Source organism: Azospirillum sp. A23 (assembly GCF_042938965.1).
Lineage (GTDB): Bacteria > Pseudomonadota > Alphaproteobacteria > Azospirillales > Azospirillaceae > Azospirillum > Azospirillum melinis.
On the sequence record NZ_CP170667.1, the window covers coordinates 1,550,853 to 1,566,850 of the forward strand.

9 protein-coding genes and 3 pseudogenes are annotated in these 15,998 nt (G+C 66.5%); 6 read left to right on the forward strand and 6 right to left on the reverse strand.

Annotated elements, in window-relative coordinates:
* Nucleotides 1-48: 48 nt before the first annotated feature.
* A complete protein-coding gene (radA, locus tag ABNQ40_RS24705) occupies nt 49-1,497 on the reverse strand; it encodes a DNA repair protein RadA (RefSeq protein WP_109049260.1) in 1,449 nt (482 codons plus the stop codon).
* A gap of 188 nt (nt 1,498-1,685) precedes the next feature.
* On the opposite strand from radA, the gene map reads away from it, so the two are divergent.
* From map to ABNQ40_RS24720, 3 genes are read left to right on the forward strand one after another with little or no spacing between them, the layout of a single operon-like run.
* A complete protein-coding gene (gene map, locus ABNQ40_RS24710) occupies nt 1,686-2,495 on the forward strand; it encodes a type I methionyl aminopeptidase (protein WP_109049261.1) in 810 nt (269 codons plus the stop codon).
* Nucleotides 2,492-3,109: an NUDIX hydrolase gene (locus ABNQ40_RS24715; RefSeq protein ID WP_109049262.1), complete on the forward strand. Its 618-nt coding sequence runs from the start codon at nt 2,492-2,494 to the stop codon at nt 3,107-3,109. Before map ends, ABNQ40_RS24715 begins: the two co-directional genes overlap by 4 nt.
* Complete coding sequence (locus tag ABNQ40_RS24720; protein WP_391347608.1) at nt 3,106-3,315, forward strand: cupin domain-containing protein; 210 nt, start codon at nt 3,106-3,108, stop codon at nt 3,313-3,315. The genes ABNQ40_RS24715 and ABNQ40_RS24720 overlap by 4 nt, the downstream gene beginning before the upstream one ends.
* Before the next feature lie 434 nt (nt 3,316-3,749).
* Here the strand turns inward: ABNQ40_RS24720 and ABNQ40_RS24725 are convergent, their stop codons facing one another.
* Nucleotides 3,750-4,082, reverse strand: coding sequence for a hypothetical protein (locus tag ABNQ40_RS24725; protein ID WP_199235627.1), 333 nt, complete (start codon nt 4,080-4,082; stop codon nt 3,750-3,752).
* Here ABNQ40_RS24725 and ABNQ40_RS24730 point away from each other — a divergent pair.
* Together ABNQ40_RS24730 and ABNQ40_RS24735 are read left to right on the forward strand one after the other, a co-directional pair.
* Nucleotides 4,011-5,669: pseudogene (locus ABNQ40_RS24730) on the forward strand (ISL3 family transposase). The gene ABNQ40_RS24725 and the pseudogene ABNQ40_RS24730 overlap by 72 nt on opposite strands.
* Before the next feature lie 646 nt (nt 5,670-6,315).
* Nucleotides 6,316-7,314 (forward strand): NAD(P)-dependent oxidoreductase, encoded by a 999-nt coding sequence (locus ABNQ40_RS24735; RefSeq protein WP_158285564.1) that lies wholly within the window; start codon nt 6,316-6,318, stop codon nt 7,312-7,314.
* Nucleotides 7,315-7,417: 103 nt separating this feature from the next.
* Here the strand turns inward: ABNQ40_RS24735 and ABNQ40_RS24740 are convergent.
* Both ABNQ40_RS24740 and ABNQ40_RS24745 read right to left on the reverse strand, forming a co-directional pair.
* Nucleotides 7,418-7,672, reverse strand: a pseudogene (locus ABNQ40_RS24740) (integrase core domain-containing protein); the annotation flags it as partial.
* Between the two features lie 234 nt (nt 7,673-7,906).
* On the reverse strand, nt 7,907-9,298 hold the full coding sequence (locus ABNQ40_RS24745; protein WP_391347612.1) for a tetratricopeptide repeat protein: 1,392 nt from the start codon (nt 9,296-9,298) through the stop codon (nt 7,907-7,909).
* A 223-nt stretch (nt 9,299-9,521) separates the two neighbouring features.
* Between ABNQ40_RS24745 and ABNQ40_RS24750 the strand changes: the two genes are divergently transcribed.
* The gene (locus ABNQ40_RS24750; protein ID WP_109049264.1) at nt 9,522-10,118 is read left to right on the forward strand and encodes a GNAT family N-acetyltransferase; all 597 of its coding nucleotides are present in this window, start codon (nt 9,522-9,524) and stop codon (nt 10,116-10,118) included.
* Between the two features lie 7 nt (nt 10,119-10,125).
* On the opposite strand, the gene ABNQ40_RS24755 is transcribed toward ABNQ40_RS24750, so the two are convergent.
* Nucleotides 10,126-14,013, reverse strand: a complete 3,888-nt coding sequence (locus ABNQ40_RS24755; protein ID WP_109049265.1) for a BTAD domain-containing putative transcriptional regulator — start codon at nt 14,011-14,013, stop codon at nt 10,126-10,128.
* A 213-nt stretch (nt 14,014-14,226) separates the two neighbouring features.
* Nucleotides 14,227-15,898 (reverse strand): annotated as a pseudogene (locus tag ABNQ40_RS24760) (IS1182 family transposase).
* Nucleotides 15,899-15,998: the final 100 nt, after the last annotated feature.

Sequence of the window (15,998 nt, forward strand, 5' to 3'; positions counted from 1 at the left end):
GATTGCCTGTACCGATTGATGAGGTGCCGATTGATGGCGGATGGTTGGTCAGATGTACTCGTCGTCGCGCGAGCGGCGCGTGTCGTTGTCGTCATGGCCGCGGCGCGACGGCGGCCGGCCGGAGGAACCCTGCGGCTGGAACAGCGGCATCAGCTCACCCAACTGCTGGAGTTCGACCGTCTTTAAGCCGTTGTCGCCGCGGCTGCTCTTCTTGCCGGTGCGCCGGGCCGGGAAAATGGCGGAAGAGAAGCCGAGCTTCGCCGCCTCCTTCAGCCTCGTGTCGGTCTGGCTCACGGCGCGGACCTCGCCCGACAGGCCGAGTTCGCCGAACACCACCGTGTCGGCCGGCACCGGCTCCCCGGTCAGCGACGACACCAGCGCCGCGGCGACGGCGAGGTCGGCGGCCGGTTCGGTGATGCGCAGGCCGCCCGCCACGCTCAGATAGACGTCGTTGGCGCCGATCTGCACGCCGCAGCGCGCCTCCAGCACCGCCAGCACCATGGCGAGGCGGGCGGAATCCCAGCCGACCACGGCGCGGCGCGGCGTGCCGAGCGGCGACGGGGCGACCAGCGCCTGGACCTCGACCAGCACGGGGCGGGTGCCCTCCATCCCGGCGAAGACGGCGGCACCCGACACGTCGCCGCGGCGTTCGGCTAGGAACAGGGCGGACGGGTTGGCGACCTCGCCGAGGCCGGCGTCGCCCATCTCGAACACGCCGATCTCGTCGGTCGGGCCGAAGCGGTTCTTCACCGCGCGCAGGATACGGAACTGGTGGCCGCGCTCGCCTTCGAAATAGAGCACCGTGTCCACCATGTGCTCCAGCACGCGGGGACCGGCGATCATGCCTTCCTTGGTGACATGGCCGACCAGCAGCAGGACGACGCCGCGCCGCTTGGCGACGCGGATCAGCTCCTGCGCGCTGGCGCGGACCTGGGCGACGGTGCCGGGGGCGCTGTCCAGATTGTCCATATACATGGTCTGGATCGAATCGATGACGATCACCTCCGGACCCTTGGCGTCGTCCAGCGAGGCGACGATGTCGCGCACGCTGGTGGCCGACGCCAGATCGACGGGGGCGGTGGCGCAGCCCAGCCGCTGGGCGCGCAGGCGGACCTGATCGACCGCCTCCTCGCCCGAGACATAGGCGCAGCGGTGGTCCTGCGACAGCCGGGCCATCGCCTGGAGCAGAAGGGTCGATTTGCCGATGCCGGGATCGCCGCCGATCAGGATGGCCGAGCCGGGGACCAGCCCGCCGCCGCAGACGCGGTCGAACTCGGCGATGCCGGTCATGCGCCGCGGCGGTGCCTCGCTGGAGCCGTGCAGCCCGACGAAGTCGATGCGGCGGCCGCGGGCCGCGCCCAGCCCCTTGGGCGCGCTGTCGGGCGCGGCCTCCTCGACGAGGCTGTTCCATTCGCCGCAGGCGTCGCACTTGCCCGCCCATTTGGGGAAGGAAGCGCCGCAGGCCTGGCAGACATATCGGGTGGTGGGCTTCGCCAAAGGTCTGGTAGTCCAATGGGGATAGGGCCCGCCACATATAGCAAGCCGTTCCGCCGAATCCTACGATTGCAGGGGTGGAATGCAGGGGCTTTTTTCAGACGGGTGCCGTGATAGCTTGTTTCGCTGTCTGCGGATGGTCGCAGCAGCCGAAGGATGGTCAGAGGATTTACGTGACGGATGACGGTTTGATGGACAGGGATGGACGGCGGATCGTTCTGCACGGTCCGGAAGAGTTCGCGGCGCTGCGCAAGGCCTGCCGGCTGGCGGCCGAGACGCTGGACTACATCGCGCCCTTCGTGGTGCCGGGCGTCAGCACAGGGCGACTCGACAAGCTGATCGAGGAGTTCCAGCGCGACCGCGGCGGCATTCCGGCGACGCTGGGCTATCAGGGCTATCCGGCCTGCAGCTGCATCTCGCCCAACCATGTCGTCAACCACGGCATCCCCAGCGACGACAAGAAGCTGATCGAGGGCGACATCGTCAACGTCGACGTCACCGTGATCCTGGACGGCTGGTACGGCGACAGCAGCCGCATGTATTTCGTCGGCGAGAAGATCGGTGTGAAGGCGCGCAAGCTGGTCGACCTGACCTGGCGCTGCATGATGGCCGGCATCGCCCAGGCCAAGCCCGGCAACCATCTGGGCGACATCGGCCATGCCATCCAGACGATGGCGGAGGCGGCGCGCTGCTCGGTCGTGCGCGATTTCGGCGGCCACGGCATCGGGCAGGTCTTCCATGGCGCCCCGCACGTCGATCACTTCGGCAAGCCCGGCACCGGCGTGGAGCTGCGTCCCGGCATGGTCTTCACGGTCGAGCCGATGATCAACGCCGGCCGGCCGGAGGTGAAGATCCTGTCCGACGGCTGGACCACGGTCACCCGCGACCGCTCGCTGTCGGCGCAGTTCGAGCACCAGATCGGCATCACCGAGGACGGCTGCGAGATCTTTACCCTCTCCCCCGCCGGCTACACCCAGCCGCCTTACGGGAGCGCCGCATGAGCGACGACCGGAAGGGTGACGACCAGAAGCAGGGCGACCAGAAGCCTTGGGACGTGCTCGGCAGCCGCGAGCTGCTGGACGCCAGCCCGTACCTGAAGGTGCGGGCGGAGACGGTCCAGCTGCCGGACGGGCGGACGGTGGAGAATTTCTACCAGATCGACCAGCCCGACTTCGCCCTGATGTATGTGGAGACCGAGGACGGCAAGGTCGTGATGCTGCGCACCTACAAGCATGGGCCGCGCCGCGTCAGCCTGACCTTCCCCGCCGGCGCCATCGAGCCCGGCGAGGACCCGCTGACCGCCGCCAGGCGCGAGCTGCTGGAGGAGACCGGCTATGCCGCCGACGACTGGACGGCGCTGGGCGGCTTCGTCGTCGGGGCAAACTCAAGGGGCAGCACCTGCCACATGTTCCACGCCAAGGGCGCCCGCAAGGTGGCGGAACCCGATCAGGGCGATCTGGAGGACATGCGGATCGAGCTGCACAGCGCCCGCGAACTGATCGACGCGGCGGCCCAGGGCGACTATGCGGTGCTGCCGGTGATCGCCATGCTGGGAGCGATGCTGCTGCCCGAACTGCGCGAGGGGCTGGGCATGGCGGCGCGGAGCACGCGATGACGGACGATGCGCCGACCGCCGAACGGCTGATCGACCTGCTGGGGTTGCAGCCTCATCCGGAAGGGGGCTTCTACGCCGAGACCTACCGTGCGCCGGGCGATGGCGGGCGCGGGGCGGTGACGGCCATCTATTTCCTGCTGAAGGCCGGCCAGCGGTCGCATTGGCACACGGTGGATGCCGTGGTTATCTCGGATGCAGCTTTTTAGCATCTGCTGTTCACGATAGCGGTCGCTAGATGGCAGACCTTACTTATCTCAAGCCTCGAGCTTACACAGGCCGACGACGGCCAATCGCAGCATCAAACAGCCTAGAAATTGTTGTGCAGAGTTACGGCGCCCATTCCGGAACAATCTCCAGAATGGACCCGTGCGGTCCAGTACAAGGCAATGTAAAAAGCGGGAGTCGGACCAAACGCCCCTGGCACTCTGGCCAGGGGGCGTCAAGGTCGGTGGCGGTCATCGGCTCCCCAGCCTGTACCGCACCTCATGTTTTGCTTGAAGAGACATTAAGTCAAGGTCGGTGTCGAAATACCCCGGGGGTGCGGGGGCAGAGCCCCCGCTTCCTCACATTTTAGGGGACTGCCCTCCTAATCTTCGAATGCGTTTGCCGGCGAGCGATGGTCTCAAGGACCGCGGCTCCGTCATTCGAAGGATTGCTCACGCTGGCTGCGCTCCCGCTCCGCTTTGCGTTCGGCATCCGCCCACTGCGCGAGCTTCCTATCTGCTCCTTCCGCCCACGCCTTGACCGCCGTGTCGGCATGGGCAAGCAAGGAACTCATGCGCTTGCGCCGGTTCTCCAAGAGTTCTGAGGTGGCCCTGGAAATTCGGTTCTCCCGCACTTTTCGTGGATCAGGCTGATGACGTTGGAGCCGGCGCCATCCGGAGATCCCATGTAATGAAGCATGCAAGAGCTTTTTGTGATCCCGGACTGCCGTGTCGTAACAGTTGAACCTGTTGGTGCGGCTGGTCTTCATGTGGCTGCCCAGGTCAAGTACTCCCATGCATGCTGTCCATCCTGTCAACAGCCGAGCCAATCCGTTCACAGCCGGTACCATCGGCATCCAGCTGACCTTCCGAGCCTGGGGAGCGCCGTCCACATCGACCTTCTCGTTCGTCGTTTCTATTGCCGCAACCCGATCTGCCCACGCCGGACCTTCGCTGAACCGGTGCCGGAGCTTCTGTCGCCGAGAGCACGCCGCACCCGGCGGCTCGCCGGCGCGCAAGCGCGGGTCGGCGCCACCTGTGCGGGGAAGCCGGCGCAAGACTGCTGCATTGTCTCGGCATGCCGAGCAGCGCCGACACTGTGCTGCGGTTGGTACGCGCACTTCCCCTGCCGGAGTACGCGCTGCCCAGCGTGCTGGGCGTGGATGATTGGGCGCTGAGGAAAGGGCGGAGCTACGGCACTATCCTGGTTGATTTGGAGACACACCGCGTGGTTGATCTGCTGCCCGACCGCACAGCCCAGACGCTGACGGAGTGGCTCAACGACCGTGGCACGGTCACGGTGATCGCCCGCGACCGTTCCACCGAGTATGCCCGCGGCAGTGCCCTGGGCGCTCCCCGGGCGGTTCAGGTGGCTGATCGGTGGCACCTGCTCCAAAAACCTGCGGCAGATGGTTGAACGCTGGCTAGCCGGCGTTTACGGCCGTTTGCGCCGCCTGCCGCCGGTTTCGGGCGGAGCCGTGGCACGGCGCGTTGGGGGCTATCCGCGCAGTCGGGCCGAAGCCGCCGCGACGGCGGACAGTCGTGCCCGGCGACATGCCTTGTATGAGGAGGTTCGGCGGCGTGTCGCGGCTGGCGAGAAGCTGCTGACGATCAGCCGGACGATGGGGCTCGCCCGCGGTACTGTGCGCAGCTACGCCCACGCGCAGCAGTTTCCTGAGCGGGTCGTGCGGGAGTCCGGGCTTGGTATCCTCGCCCTGCATCGTGAGTACCTTGAAGCCCGTCTGGCCGAGGGCAACGAGAATGCCGCGGCGCTGTGGCGGGAACTCCAAGACCGCGGCTTTGCCGGATCGGCCAAGCAGGTCCGCCGCTGGCTGAACCAGCGGCGGACCACTCCTGCCAAGTTCACGCCGCACAAGTGGCGCCCCGGCCCCACCGAAACCGCATCAACCTCCGCTACCGGTCCATTCCCCGCCCTGATCTCGCCCCGGCAACTGGCATGGCGGCTGGTGCAGGCGCCGCAGGGCATCGACACCGCCACAACTGAGGCCCTCGCCCGGATTTCGCAGGACCCGGAGGTCGCCAAGGGGCGCGACTTGGTTCGCCGCTTCGCTGAACTGATCGGACGCTGTGGAGTGCGATCGGATGCGCGTCCTGCCAACCCCTCCGCCATTTTGGACAATTGGCTTACTGACGCACTGTCCTGCGGCATCCCAGCCGTCGAAACTTTCGCCGCCGGCGTGAGGCAGGACGAGGCAGCCGTCAAGGCGGCGCTCACCATGCCCTGGAGCAGCGGACAGGCGGAGGGACAAGTCAACAAGCTGAAGCTCATCAAGCGGCAGATGTATGGACGCGCCAGCTTCAATCTGCTGCGCCGTCGCGTCCTGCTCGCAGCCTGATCCACGAAAAGTGCGGGAGAACCGAATTTCCAGGGCCACCTCAGCCCCCCAGGTTTGAGACGGTTTCAGCCACCAGGACAGGTATCGATAGACGGTGCAGTTGTGGTAAATTAAGTCCGTTGATCAGGAGCCGAGCTATCCGTTTCTATAGGTCAGCAGATGCTTTGAGTTCTCCAGCCAATCATGGCCCGAAGGTGAGGCGCGAGGTCGCCGGTACTAGATTAAATGAATTGGCTTAGAAGCTGGATTTTTCGGGATTGCCATCTTCTCGTGCCGATTGCAAGGGTTAGCAGGGCAAAAAAGCCAGTCGCCGGAAACGGCGGCAGGAAAATCGATCTTGTCCCGCGGGACAATCAAGGCGGTGTCGACAAAATATGACTCGTTGACAGTTCTTTTTCGGAACAGTGGTGGATCACATTGACGTTGCCGCTGATAAGTGGCTCGGCGAGGTGGCGAAATAGGTTTCATGGACGACGGGGTGATCGGCCGTGAGATCCACTGGATTTCTGTGTTCGTACACACCAAACGAAGATGTGCGATTTAGACAGGTCTTTTTGCGGTCTACAACTATAACGTTCATCTCGGTCTTGAGTGGTTGAACCCGCAAACTAGGATTGTCCGGGTAACTCATGTGGAGGCTAAAATCTTGATTGTTGCTTTAGTAGGAGCGTCATCCTTTGATCGATTCTTCAATCTAGCCCATGACGAGTTGCAACGGCGCGGCCATATTGTGGCGCGGTTCTTAACGCGAAAGGACCTGCTTGCCGCAGTTGACGCGCTGCAGTCTTTGGAAATCCTTGGCGCGTCCTCAAGCTTTACAGCCGACCGGGAGTTGTTTGCCAAGATGCCGCGTTTGCGCGCATTGGTTTCCCCGGTCACAGGGGTCGAAGGGTTCGATGTTTCGGCCGCGACAGCAAACGGCATACTCGTGGCGAATGGCCAAATTACGGAAAACTCCGTCAGCATGGCCGAGGCCGCAGTTCTCTTCACGCTGGCTTCGCTCTATGACCTTCATGGCACTGAGCGCTACCTTCGCGAAAACCTGCCGCGTCCCTCGCAGGTCCGTGCGCGGATGCTCATGGGAAAGAAAGTTGGCCTGATAGGCTTTGGCAAAATTGGACAGGCTATCGCGGAACGGCTGTCTGCATGGGGTGTGAGGCTCGTCGCCTCGGTGCGCACGACGCGACCGATGCCCGCATATGTCGCCGCGCAGAGCCTCGATGAGGTGCTCGCGACAAGCGATGTCGTTATCATGGCGGCTGCGCTCAATCCTGAATCACGAGGAATGCTGGATCTTGACGCATTGCGCCGGATGAAACCGGACGTGGTGTTTGTCAACATCACGCGGGGCGGCATCGTCCCCGACGATACACTCGCCGCGCTCGCCGCAGAGCGACCTGCTATGCGCATCGCCCTCGATGTGTTCGACCCAGAGCCGTTGAAAGAGAATAGTCCGCTGCGCGACCTTCCAAACGCCATCCTTACCCCACACATGGTAGGACATACGGTAGAGTCTCAGATGCGCCTGCCGGAGGCATTCTGCGAGAACCTTCTAGCGGTGGCAGAGTGGCGGGTGCCTGAATACGTTGTCAATCCGTCTGTGATCGAAACGTGGCTGAGAAAACAGGACAGCGCACAGCTATAGTTGCGACGAAACCGTCTCAAACCTGGGGGGGGGGGGCCATCATGCCGCCCGCCGGAATGGTCGGCGAGCGTATTGACCTTTCCCCGGCAGAAAGGACGCCGGGTTAAGCGGCTCGAAGCTCGGCTTGGTCCGGGGTGATGTAGCCGAGAGCCGAGTGCAGTCGCTGGCGATTGTAATACCCTTCGATGTAGGCGAACAGGTCCCTGCGAGCGGCGTCGCGCGTTGGATAGCGGGCGCCATGAACGAGTTCCGCTTTCAAACTGCCGAAGAAGCTTTCTATCGGGGCGTTGTCCCAGCAGTTGCCTTTACGGCTCATCGATTGGACGATTCCGTTGTTCATCAGTGCCTTGCGGTAGGCTGCGAGGGCGGCCACTCGCCCCGACCCGCCGCTCCCGCTTTGCCGCACTGGCCGCTTGATCAACCGACCCTGCCTTATTCGTGTACAGTTTCCTGCTCAATTCGTTTCAAATGATTCGCCAACAGTATCCCACCCTTTGACGGACAGCCTTCATGGGAACGAGTCGGATGTCAGGTCAGCCAAAGGTCCGGAGGCGTAAATTGCGTCTCCGGACCATGCTTCCTGCCGTCAGTTTTACATGACCACGCAGTTTTGAGGCAGCACCGTCCTGCTGGGCTGTCCGGTGCTGCCGCGACCTTCGGCCATCCCCATCGCCCGCGCGGTGAGCGAGCGGTTTGCCGGACTGGAGGGCTTCAGGTCGCTGCGCTCGGCGGTCAGCGCCTGGGCGAGCGGCAGGTCGCCGCTGCGGATCGCCGCCTCGACCAGCGTCAGGTCGAGGATGTCGCGCTGCGCGTGGCTGCCACCGAAACGGTGGGCGCGGGTGCGCACCGCGTAGAGCAACTCGGCCGCCGTCCGGTACTCGCCCCGGCCGAACGCCCGCAGAGCCCGGCACACCGGCAAGCCGACATCACGCGCCATCATGGCACCGGTGGCTTGGCCGCGCCGTGCCGCTTGCTCCTGGGCGGCGAGGGTGCGATCAGCGGCGTCATCACGGCCATCGGCGACGAACGCCATCATGGCATGCGTGTCGTTGAAGGCGTAGAAGCCGTCGGCGGCGGCCCGTTCCCAACAATCGGCCACGTCACGCCAGCGGTCGCCCACATCGACACCGCGCAAATGCAGGCGCCAGAGCAAGGCCGACCCATCGACCAGTTCCAACGCTGTCGATGCCGGGTTCGACCGGATGTGCATGTCGTAGAGCGACAGAACCCGCTCCGTTTCGCCCTGCTCCAGGTGGTACAGCGCCAGATGCCACCAGTTGTGGTAAGAGAAGGCATTGTTGTCGGCCCATTGCGCCCGCCGGGTCTCCAGCCACTCCACACCCTCGCCGATCCGGCCCTGCATTTCCATCACGTGCGCCACGGCGTGGATTGCCCACGGGTCGCGGTCGTTGAGGGCGAGCGCCCACCGTCCGGACTCCTCGGCACGGCCGTAAAGGTTGGTCTGTTCCAGCCCGAAGGCGTGCATGCCCAGCACATAGCCGAAGCCCGGCACGCTCTCGTCCCAGTGCGGCAGAACCTGCGCCACACGGTCGCGCAGCATACGGGATTCGCCCAGGAAGAAATCGGCCACGTGGGCGATCTGCAGAGCCAGGATGTCGCGCGGGTGCTCCTGCACGATCCGGCCGTAGAGGGCGGCGGAACGCTCCAGATCGCCTTCCAGCCACGCCCGTGCTGCGGCAATATGGGCACGCTCGCGATCGGTTGCGCCAGCCGACAACGCCTCCGCCGCCTCGACGCAACGGCGCAGTTCGGGTTGGACGGCAGCCTCATTGCAGGTGGCGTAGACGCCTGCCTTGAAGCAATGGCCCATCACGAAGCCCGGATCCTCCTCCAACGCCCCGTCGATGACGGCCATGAAGTCGAGGTAATAGCCGTTCAGCAGGTCGACGGCGGCCTCGTAGCGCTCCAGCGCGGACCGGTTGCGGGTGGACACGGCAAGGCCGCGGGTGTCGTGCAGCGTCATGGTCATCACTTCCTGAAAAACGTTGCGGTTGCTGCCTTTCTGACGAGGTGGCGTGACCCGGGCGTGAAACCGCTGCGGAGCGGAGCGTGAAAGTTCACTCTCCGTGCCCGGGAACGCGTTTTCACGCTCGCTTCACGGCGACGCGCACGCCGGGCTGACGCGAGGTCCGGCAAGACGGAGCATCGCAACCCGGAGCATCGAACCGTCGAACGGAGGCTCTTCCATGCTGAGCGAAACCGCACCCCTCACCGCACTCATCATCCGGCCGGCGCACCGCGAGGACAGCCGCCGCATCGCCGAATTGATCCGCATTGCCGCGGACGGCGTTGCCGACTACATCTGGAGCACGCTCGCCGCTCCCGACGAAGACCTGCTCGATGTCGGCACGCGACGCTACGCCCGCGAGGGTGTGGGGTTCAGCTATGGCAACGCCGTACTGGCCGAACACGACGGCGCGGTCGTCGGCTTTCTGCTCGCCTTTGCCATGCCGCCGCGTGCCAACGCGGTGGAGACGGAGGCCGATCCCATTCTCCGCCCCTACGCCGAACTGGAGCTTCCCGGCAGCCTGTACATTGCCGGAATCGGCGTGCAGGACGGATTCCGTCGGCGCGGCATCGCCACCCGCCTGCTGGCCGTCGCCCGCGAGCGGGCGCGAGCCGAGGCGCTGGACGGGATGAGCGCCATCGTCTTCGCGGCAAACACGGCCTCGCGGCGCCTCTTCCAGAAACAGGGCTTCATGGTGACGGACCGCCGCGCCGTGGTCCCGCATGCTTTGATCCGCCACACCGGCGAGGCGCTGCTGTACCACGCGCGCACCTGACGCGGGCCTAACCGCGCAATGCCGCCTCCAGCCGCCCGACGGGCGGAACGTAGCCGAGGCGCCGGCATTCCTCCAGCACGCGGAGGAGTGCCGCGCGGGCCTCCGCGTCGCGCCGGCCAATCCCCCAGGCGGCGAGCGCCCGGCCGCGCGCCGCGAACAGCGTGCACCAGGGCATTCGCCCGTTGCTCCCATACTCCTCCAATGCGTCGGCATAGCGATCCGCCAGTGCCCAATCCGCAAGGTCCAACGCGGTGTCGATGGCTTCGCGGTAGAACTGCAGGTGGTTGTGACCGACGCTGCCGCAGGCCAGCAACCCCTCCCCCTCGGCGAGTGCCGCACGCTGGGCCGCCGGGTCGTCGCCGCACAATGCCAACTCCGCCAGGATGGACGGCCCGATGTAACCCGGCCCGGTTTCGTGGGCCATCTCAAGAGCGCGATTCAGCAGGGGGCAGGCCGCTCCCGGATTGCCGGCGGCGCGTTCCAGCCTCGCTTCGTACAGCAGGTGCTCGGCCTCGAACCGCCGCGCGCCAAGTTGTTGCGTCAAGGCCCACGCCCGGGCCAGATGGTCACGTCCGGCGCCCACCTCCCCCAGTTCGAAGAGAATCTCGTAAGTGCAGATGTGCGACAGCAGCTCGGCCCGGCGGTGGCCGATGGCCTGCGCCGCGCGCGCTCCCGTACGGGCATCCTCGACGGCACCGTGCAGGTCGTTGAGGTAAAGGCGCGTGATCGCGACCATGTAGAGGTTCGACACCTCGACCCGCCGCAGACCCTGCTGACGCGCCAGGGCAACGCAGCGGGTGAAGTGCTCGTGCGCCGTCGCCATGCGGCCGTGGGCATAATGCGCGTCGCCGAGCCCGCCCAACGCTGCCGTCTCCAGTTCCGCGTCGCCCGACTGCCTTGCCCAATCCAGCGCCGCCTGATGCTCACGCAGGCACCCCTCCAGGTCACCACGGGGAAAGCACAGATTGCCGCGCATGTTATGGATGCGCGCCCGATAGGCCGGAAGCCCGGCACGCACCGCCGCCTCCTCCGCCTCGGCCAGCGCCGACATGGCGCCGTCCAGATCGTCGCTCACCCGCTTGGCCGTCGCCAGTCCAAGACAGGCGCGGGAGCGTTCGGCGTCGCCGGTGGCCAGCGAACGGGCTGCGGCGAAGGCCTCCGACGCCCGGAGCACCTCGCCAAGGCAATCCAGAACCTCGGCTTGCAGGCAGGCGAGCGCGAAGTGTTCCTGCGGCGTGGCGGCCAACCCCAGCCCGCGCTCCGTCAGCGCCATAGCCCGCTCGAAGCGGAAATTGGCAACGCAGGACTCGGCCGCCTGGCAGTAGGCCGTGGCGGCGGCCGGGTCCTCGGCCCGGTCCAGATGCTCGGCGTACGACACCGGATCGCGTTCCGCGTACCAGAGCGCGGCACGCCTGTGCAAGTCGGTGCGCTGTGAGCGGAGCAGTGCCCCGTACACCGCTTCCTGCACCAGGGCGTGGGCGAACTGAAACGACTCCCCATCGGGGCGGAGCAGCGCCTGTTCGATCAACGACGCACAGCTGTAATCGGGGTCGTCGATCAGGTGCCGCAGGGTGTCCGGCGCGAAGTGCGCACCGAGGACGGACGCCGCCTGCAACGCCTGCCGATCGCGCGGGGCCAGCGCGTCGGTGCGGGCGAGCACGATGCCGTGGATGGTTCCGGGCACGGCCGCGGAGTTGTCCCGGCTGTGCAGCAGCTGTTCCAGGAACAGCGGGTTTCCGCCGGCCCGCTGCACGCATCTCTCGGTATGCGGATCGCAAGGGTCGGCGTAGAGCGCCGCAAGCTTCAGCGCCTCGTTCCGGCGCAACGGTGCCAGATCGAGCGTCAGCACCGGCCCGCCGGCGACCTGGGCGCGCCACTCCGCGCCCAGCGGATCCCCCTGGGCCCGTGTCGACAGCGTCAGCACGGCCGGACAATCGGCAACGACCCCCGCCAGCATCGCCAGATAGGACAGCGTCTGCGCGTCCGCCCAGTGGACGTCCTCCACCACCAGAAGCACGAGTTGCCCGGCGCTGCGCACCCGTACGAGGTCGCCCATGGCGGCGCGCCGGCCACGGTCACGCGCGGGGTGGTCCAGGGCCTCGTACATCCGGCGCAGGTCCGGTGGCTGCGGCCGGTCGATCAGCGGGAGAAGATGGACCAGCGCGCTCTCCGGCAGGCGCCCTTCGGCGATCAGCCGGTCGAGGTCGTTCGGCGGCGAGGCGAGGCTGCGCATCAGCGACCGCAACGCGTCCTGGCCGCGGCCGACACCGACACCGATCACCGCTCCGGCGGCGCAGCGCACGCCCTGCGCCGCCGCGATGCTTTTGAACTCCTCGATCAGACGGCTCTTGCCGATCCCCGGCTCACCGCGCAGGTGGATCGTGGTGCCGCCACCGGTTTCCCGGCAAGCGGCGAGCGCCGCGCCGAATTGGCGCAGTTCCGCCTGACGCCCGATCAGTGGACGCTGCGGAAGCTCCACATCCACGCTGTGCAGGCCGGTCAGCAGCCAGGCGTCCCGCCCGTCATCGGACGGCGCGCGCGGCGCCACAGCGATCCGTCCGTCCAATGCACCGCGCACCCCGTCGCACACCAGCGTCTTGCCCGGCGCGGCCTGTGCGGCGAGACGGGGCGCGTCGTGCATGGCCCGTCCGGTGACGCTGTGCCCGCCCGCGCCGTCCACCACCACCATGCCGCAGGCGACCCCTGCCCGCACCGTCACCATGTGTGTTCCAGCCATACCCCCAAGCTTGGCGTGGATCTCCATGGCGGCGCGCACCGCGCGCCATGGCTCGTCGCCGAAGGCTCGCCGCATGCCGAAGGCGGCCAGGGCGACATCCCCCACGTGCCGCAGCGTCTCGCCGCCATAATCGGCGACGATGCCGCCGATGCGGTCGAACAGGCTGCTGGCGAAGGCGTGCGCCTCCTCCGGATCGAGCGTCGCGCCAGCCTGCTCCATTCCGGCCAGGGACACGCAGAGGATCGTCCCGTGCCGCATCCCGCGGCCAAGCGCTCCGGACAGTGGGGGAGCATCTGGCGGCGCCTCCATCGGCAACGGCACTGCCGGACCTGGAACTACTGGACTTGCATGCTCCTGCCGGGCACGGGCGTTACGGCGCTCGCGGATCGCACGATACACGCGCTCGGTCTCCGGCTCGGGCAGGACGCCGAGTTCCTGTTCCAGCATGGCACGGCAGAGCTGATACTGCTTCAGCGCCACCGTGTACCGCCCCTGGCGACCATAGAGCTGCATCAGCGCACGATGCGCCGTCTCTTGAAGCGGATCGAGCGTCAACAGGCGCAAGGCGGTGCGCACTCCGGCCTCGGTGGCGCCGCCCGCCAGCGCATGGTCGAGCTGCCGCCCCAGCGCGGCCAGCGCCAATTCGCGCAGGCGCTGCCGCTCCACCATCAGCCAATCGTCAAAGGCTTCCGCCTGCAATGACAGGCCATCGAGCAATTCCCCACGGTAGAGGGCGACGGCCTCATCCAGTGTCTCCGGCGTTCCCTCGGCTACTGCGCGCTCGAACGCTGCTACGTCGGTTTGGATGGTGCCGGGAGCCAGCGCCACCAGCTCGCCCTGCACATTCAGGACCGGCGCGCCGTCGTCGGTGAGCGTCCGGCGCAGGGTGGCGATCACCTGGCGCAAGCTGCTCCGTGCCTGGGCGTCTGGGCTGTCCCCCCACAACAGGCCGGCCAGCTTTTCACGGAAGAGCGCCCGATCCGGACGCAGAGCCAAGTACGCCAGCAGGCCCATGGCCTTCCTGACGGTCAGGGCAATCGGCGAGCCCGCTGGCGTTCTAAGGTCAAAGCCGCCAAAGAGGTTGAGTTTCCAAACTCCCATTGCTGCTCCGTGCTTGGCGCTGGAGCCGCGGAAAGGCAAAGCTTGCCACTTGAACATTTCGCGGCCAAATGGATTTCTCGTTCATATCCGCCTGTACACTCCCAATGGAGGGGTACTGAGATCCTTTTGCCGCAATGCAGATGGCGCTCCTGGCGAATGATTGCCACCCGCGACTTCGAATACCGTCCGTCAAGCCGCCGGATACTGTTGGCGAATCATTTGAAACGAATTGAACAAGAAATTGTACGAGAATAGGACAAGGTCAGTCGGTCAAGCGGCCAGTGCGGCAAAGCGGGAGCGGCGGATTGGTGCGAGTGGCCGCCCTCGCAGCCACGCGGCGATCCGGTCGAGGTTGAGGGCCGCCGCGACGGCCACGTGCTGAAGATGGGCCTTGGCGATACCCCTGTACCGGGCGCGGCACAGCCCGAAGCCGCGCACCGCTTGGGACAAGGTGCCTTCCACGCCCTGGCGCAAGGCGTAGAGTGGCTGTTCACTGCCTGTTTCCTTCCGCGCCCGGGCTGCCGCCAACGCCTCGTGCTCGTCACGCGGCCGTAGCCTGAGAGTGCGCCCCCACGTCTCACCGGTCGCTCGGGTGCACTGCGCGCGCCTCGCAGGCCCGACAGTCGGCAGGATTGAACCGGACCTTGACATAGGGGCTCCCCGACTTGTCCCTGTAGTCGCGCCAGCTCTGGCTTTGCTTGTCGCGCGGGCAGAGGACACGCCTCGCTTCCCAGTCGATCCGGAAATCGGCGGCGCGGAAGCCGCTGCCCTGGCGCTGCTGCCAACTCAGGTTCTTCCGGGGTGGACCGACGAGGTCGATCGCGAACATCTCCCGGGCTGTCACGAGGTGGGCCGCGCTGACGTAGGCCAAATCCACCAGATGGAGGGCGGGCGCGATCCCCTTGGCCGCCAAGGCCACGTGGATCGGCTCGGTCCGCATGGCTTCGTGAACGTTGGCCGCCGTGGTATCGGCATGCACGATCAAGCGCGGCGCGTCGTCATCGCAGGTCTCGCTGAGATGGACCATGTAGCCGGTCCACTCCATGCCGTTCTTGCTGCGGTACCGGGCGTCGGTGTCGTAGGGGGATTCCAGCCGGTCCTCGCCACCTCGCCCGCTCACGGGCCGCAATCGTGCCCGCCCGGCCCCCGATGGATCGCCGGGATCCGGCGTCTTCTCGAAATGGCGGCGCCAGACCGTCCGGAGCGCCTCGATGGCCGGCATGGCCGCCACCCCCGGTGGCGCTTCCGGGCCGTCCAGCGCGGCGAGAAGCCGAACGCCGTCATCGCCGATCTCACCGGTGAGGGCCGCCCGCTCGGCCGGCGTCTTTGGCAACCGGAAGTCCTCGATCCGCCGGCTGTAGCGTTCATACCAGACCGGGAGCGCCACACCGCGCAGCCACGCGGGGGCCCTGGCCGCGAGGGCGTTGAGTGCTGCGCGCAACGTCTCGCCCAGAAGTTCCAACCGGTTCAGGTCCCGGACGGCGGCGAGCACATGGGTCGAGTCCGTCCGTTGTCGCCCGTGGGCCTTGAGCAGGCCCTGCGCCCGGCCGGCATCGAGAACCCGTTCCAGGAGGCGTTCCTCGGCGCCTCCGATCAGCAGCCGGCCGCGGAACTCGGTCAGGACGCTGTGATCGAAGCCGGCGTCGGTCAGATCCAGGCCGAGCAGGTATTTCCAGTCGATGCGGGCCCGCACCGCCTCGACCGCCTGGCGGTCGCTCAGCCCCTCGCGGAACTGCAGGAGCGTCACCAGCGCCAGTCGCCAGGGGGGATAGGTCGGCCGGCCGCGTTTGGGATAGAGGTCATCGAAGTCCCTGTCCATGAAAGCTGGACCGAGATCATCGCGCAGTGTCAGATAAGGATTTCCCCTCGGAAAGGCGGCGCGGGCGACACGGGCGGTTTCTTCCGGGATCAAGGGGACAGACGGCTGGGAGTGCAGCGACATGGCGAAATTTCCAATCACTTCACCCGCGTCAACCGTTGCTCCCTGACTCCGTCCCGCAGCCTGCGCCATCCAGTCTGTTACGCCTCGGTATGCGGCTGAA

Coding starts and splice junctions, on each gene's coding strand:
- ABNQ40_RS24750 (WP_109049264.1), top strand. CDS start 9,522: ATGCTGAGCGAAACCGCACCCCTCACCGCACTCATCATCCGGCCGGCG.
- ABNQ40_RS24745 (WP_391347612.1), bottom strand. CDS start 9,298: ATGACGCTGCACGACACCCGCGGCCTTGCCGTGTCCACCCGCAACCGG.
- ABNQ40_RS24715 (WP_109049262.1), top strand. CDS start 2,492: ATGAGCGACGACCGGAAGGGTGACGACCAGAAGCAGGGCGACCAGAAG.
- ABNQ40_RS24720 (WP_391347608.1), top strand. CDS start 3,106: ATGACGGACGATGCGCCGACCGCCGAACGGCTGATCGACCTGCTGGGG.
- ABNQ40_RS24755 (WP_109049265.1), bottom strand. CDS start 14,013: ATGTTCAAGTGGCAAGCTTTGCCTTTCCGCGGCTCCAGCGCCAAGCAC.
- map (WP_109049261.1), top strand. CDS start 1,686: ATGGACAGGGATGGACGGCGGATCGTTCTGCACGGTCCGGAAGAGTTC.
- ABNQ40_RS24725 (WP_199235627.1), bottom strand. CDS start 4,082: ATGAAGACCAGCCGCACCAACAGGTTCAACTGTTACGACACGGCAGTC.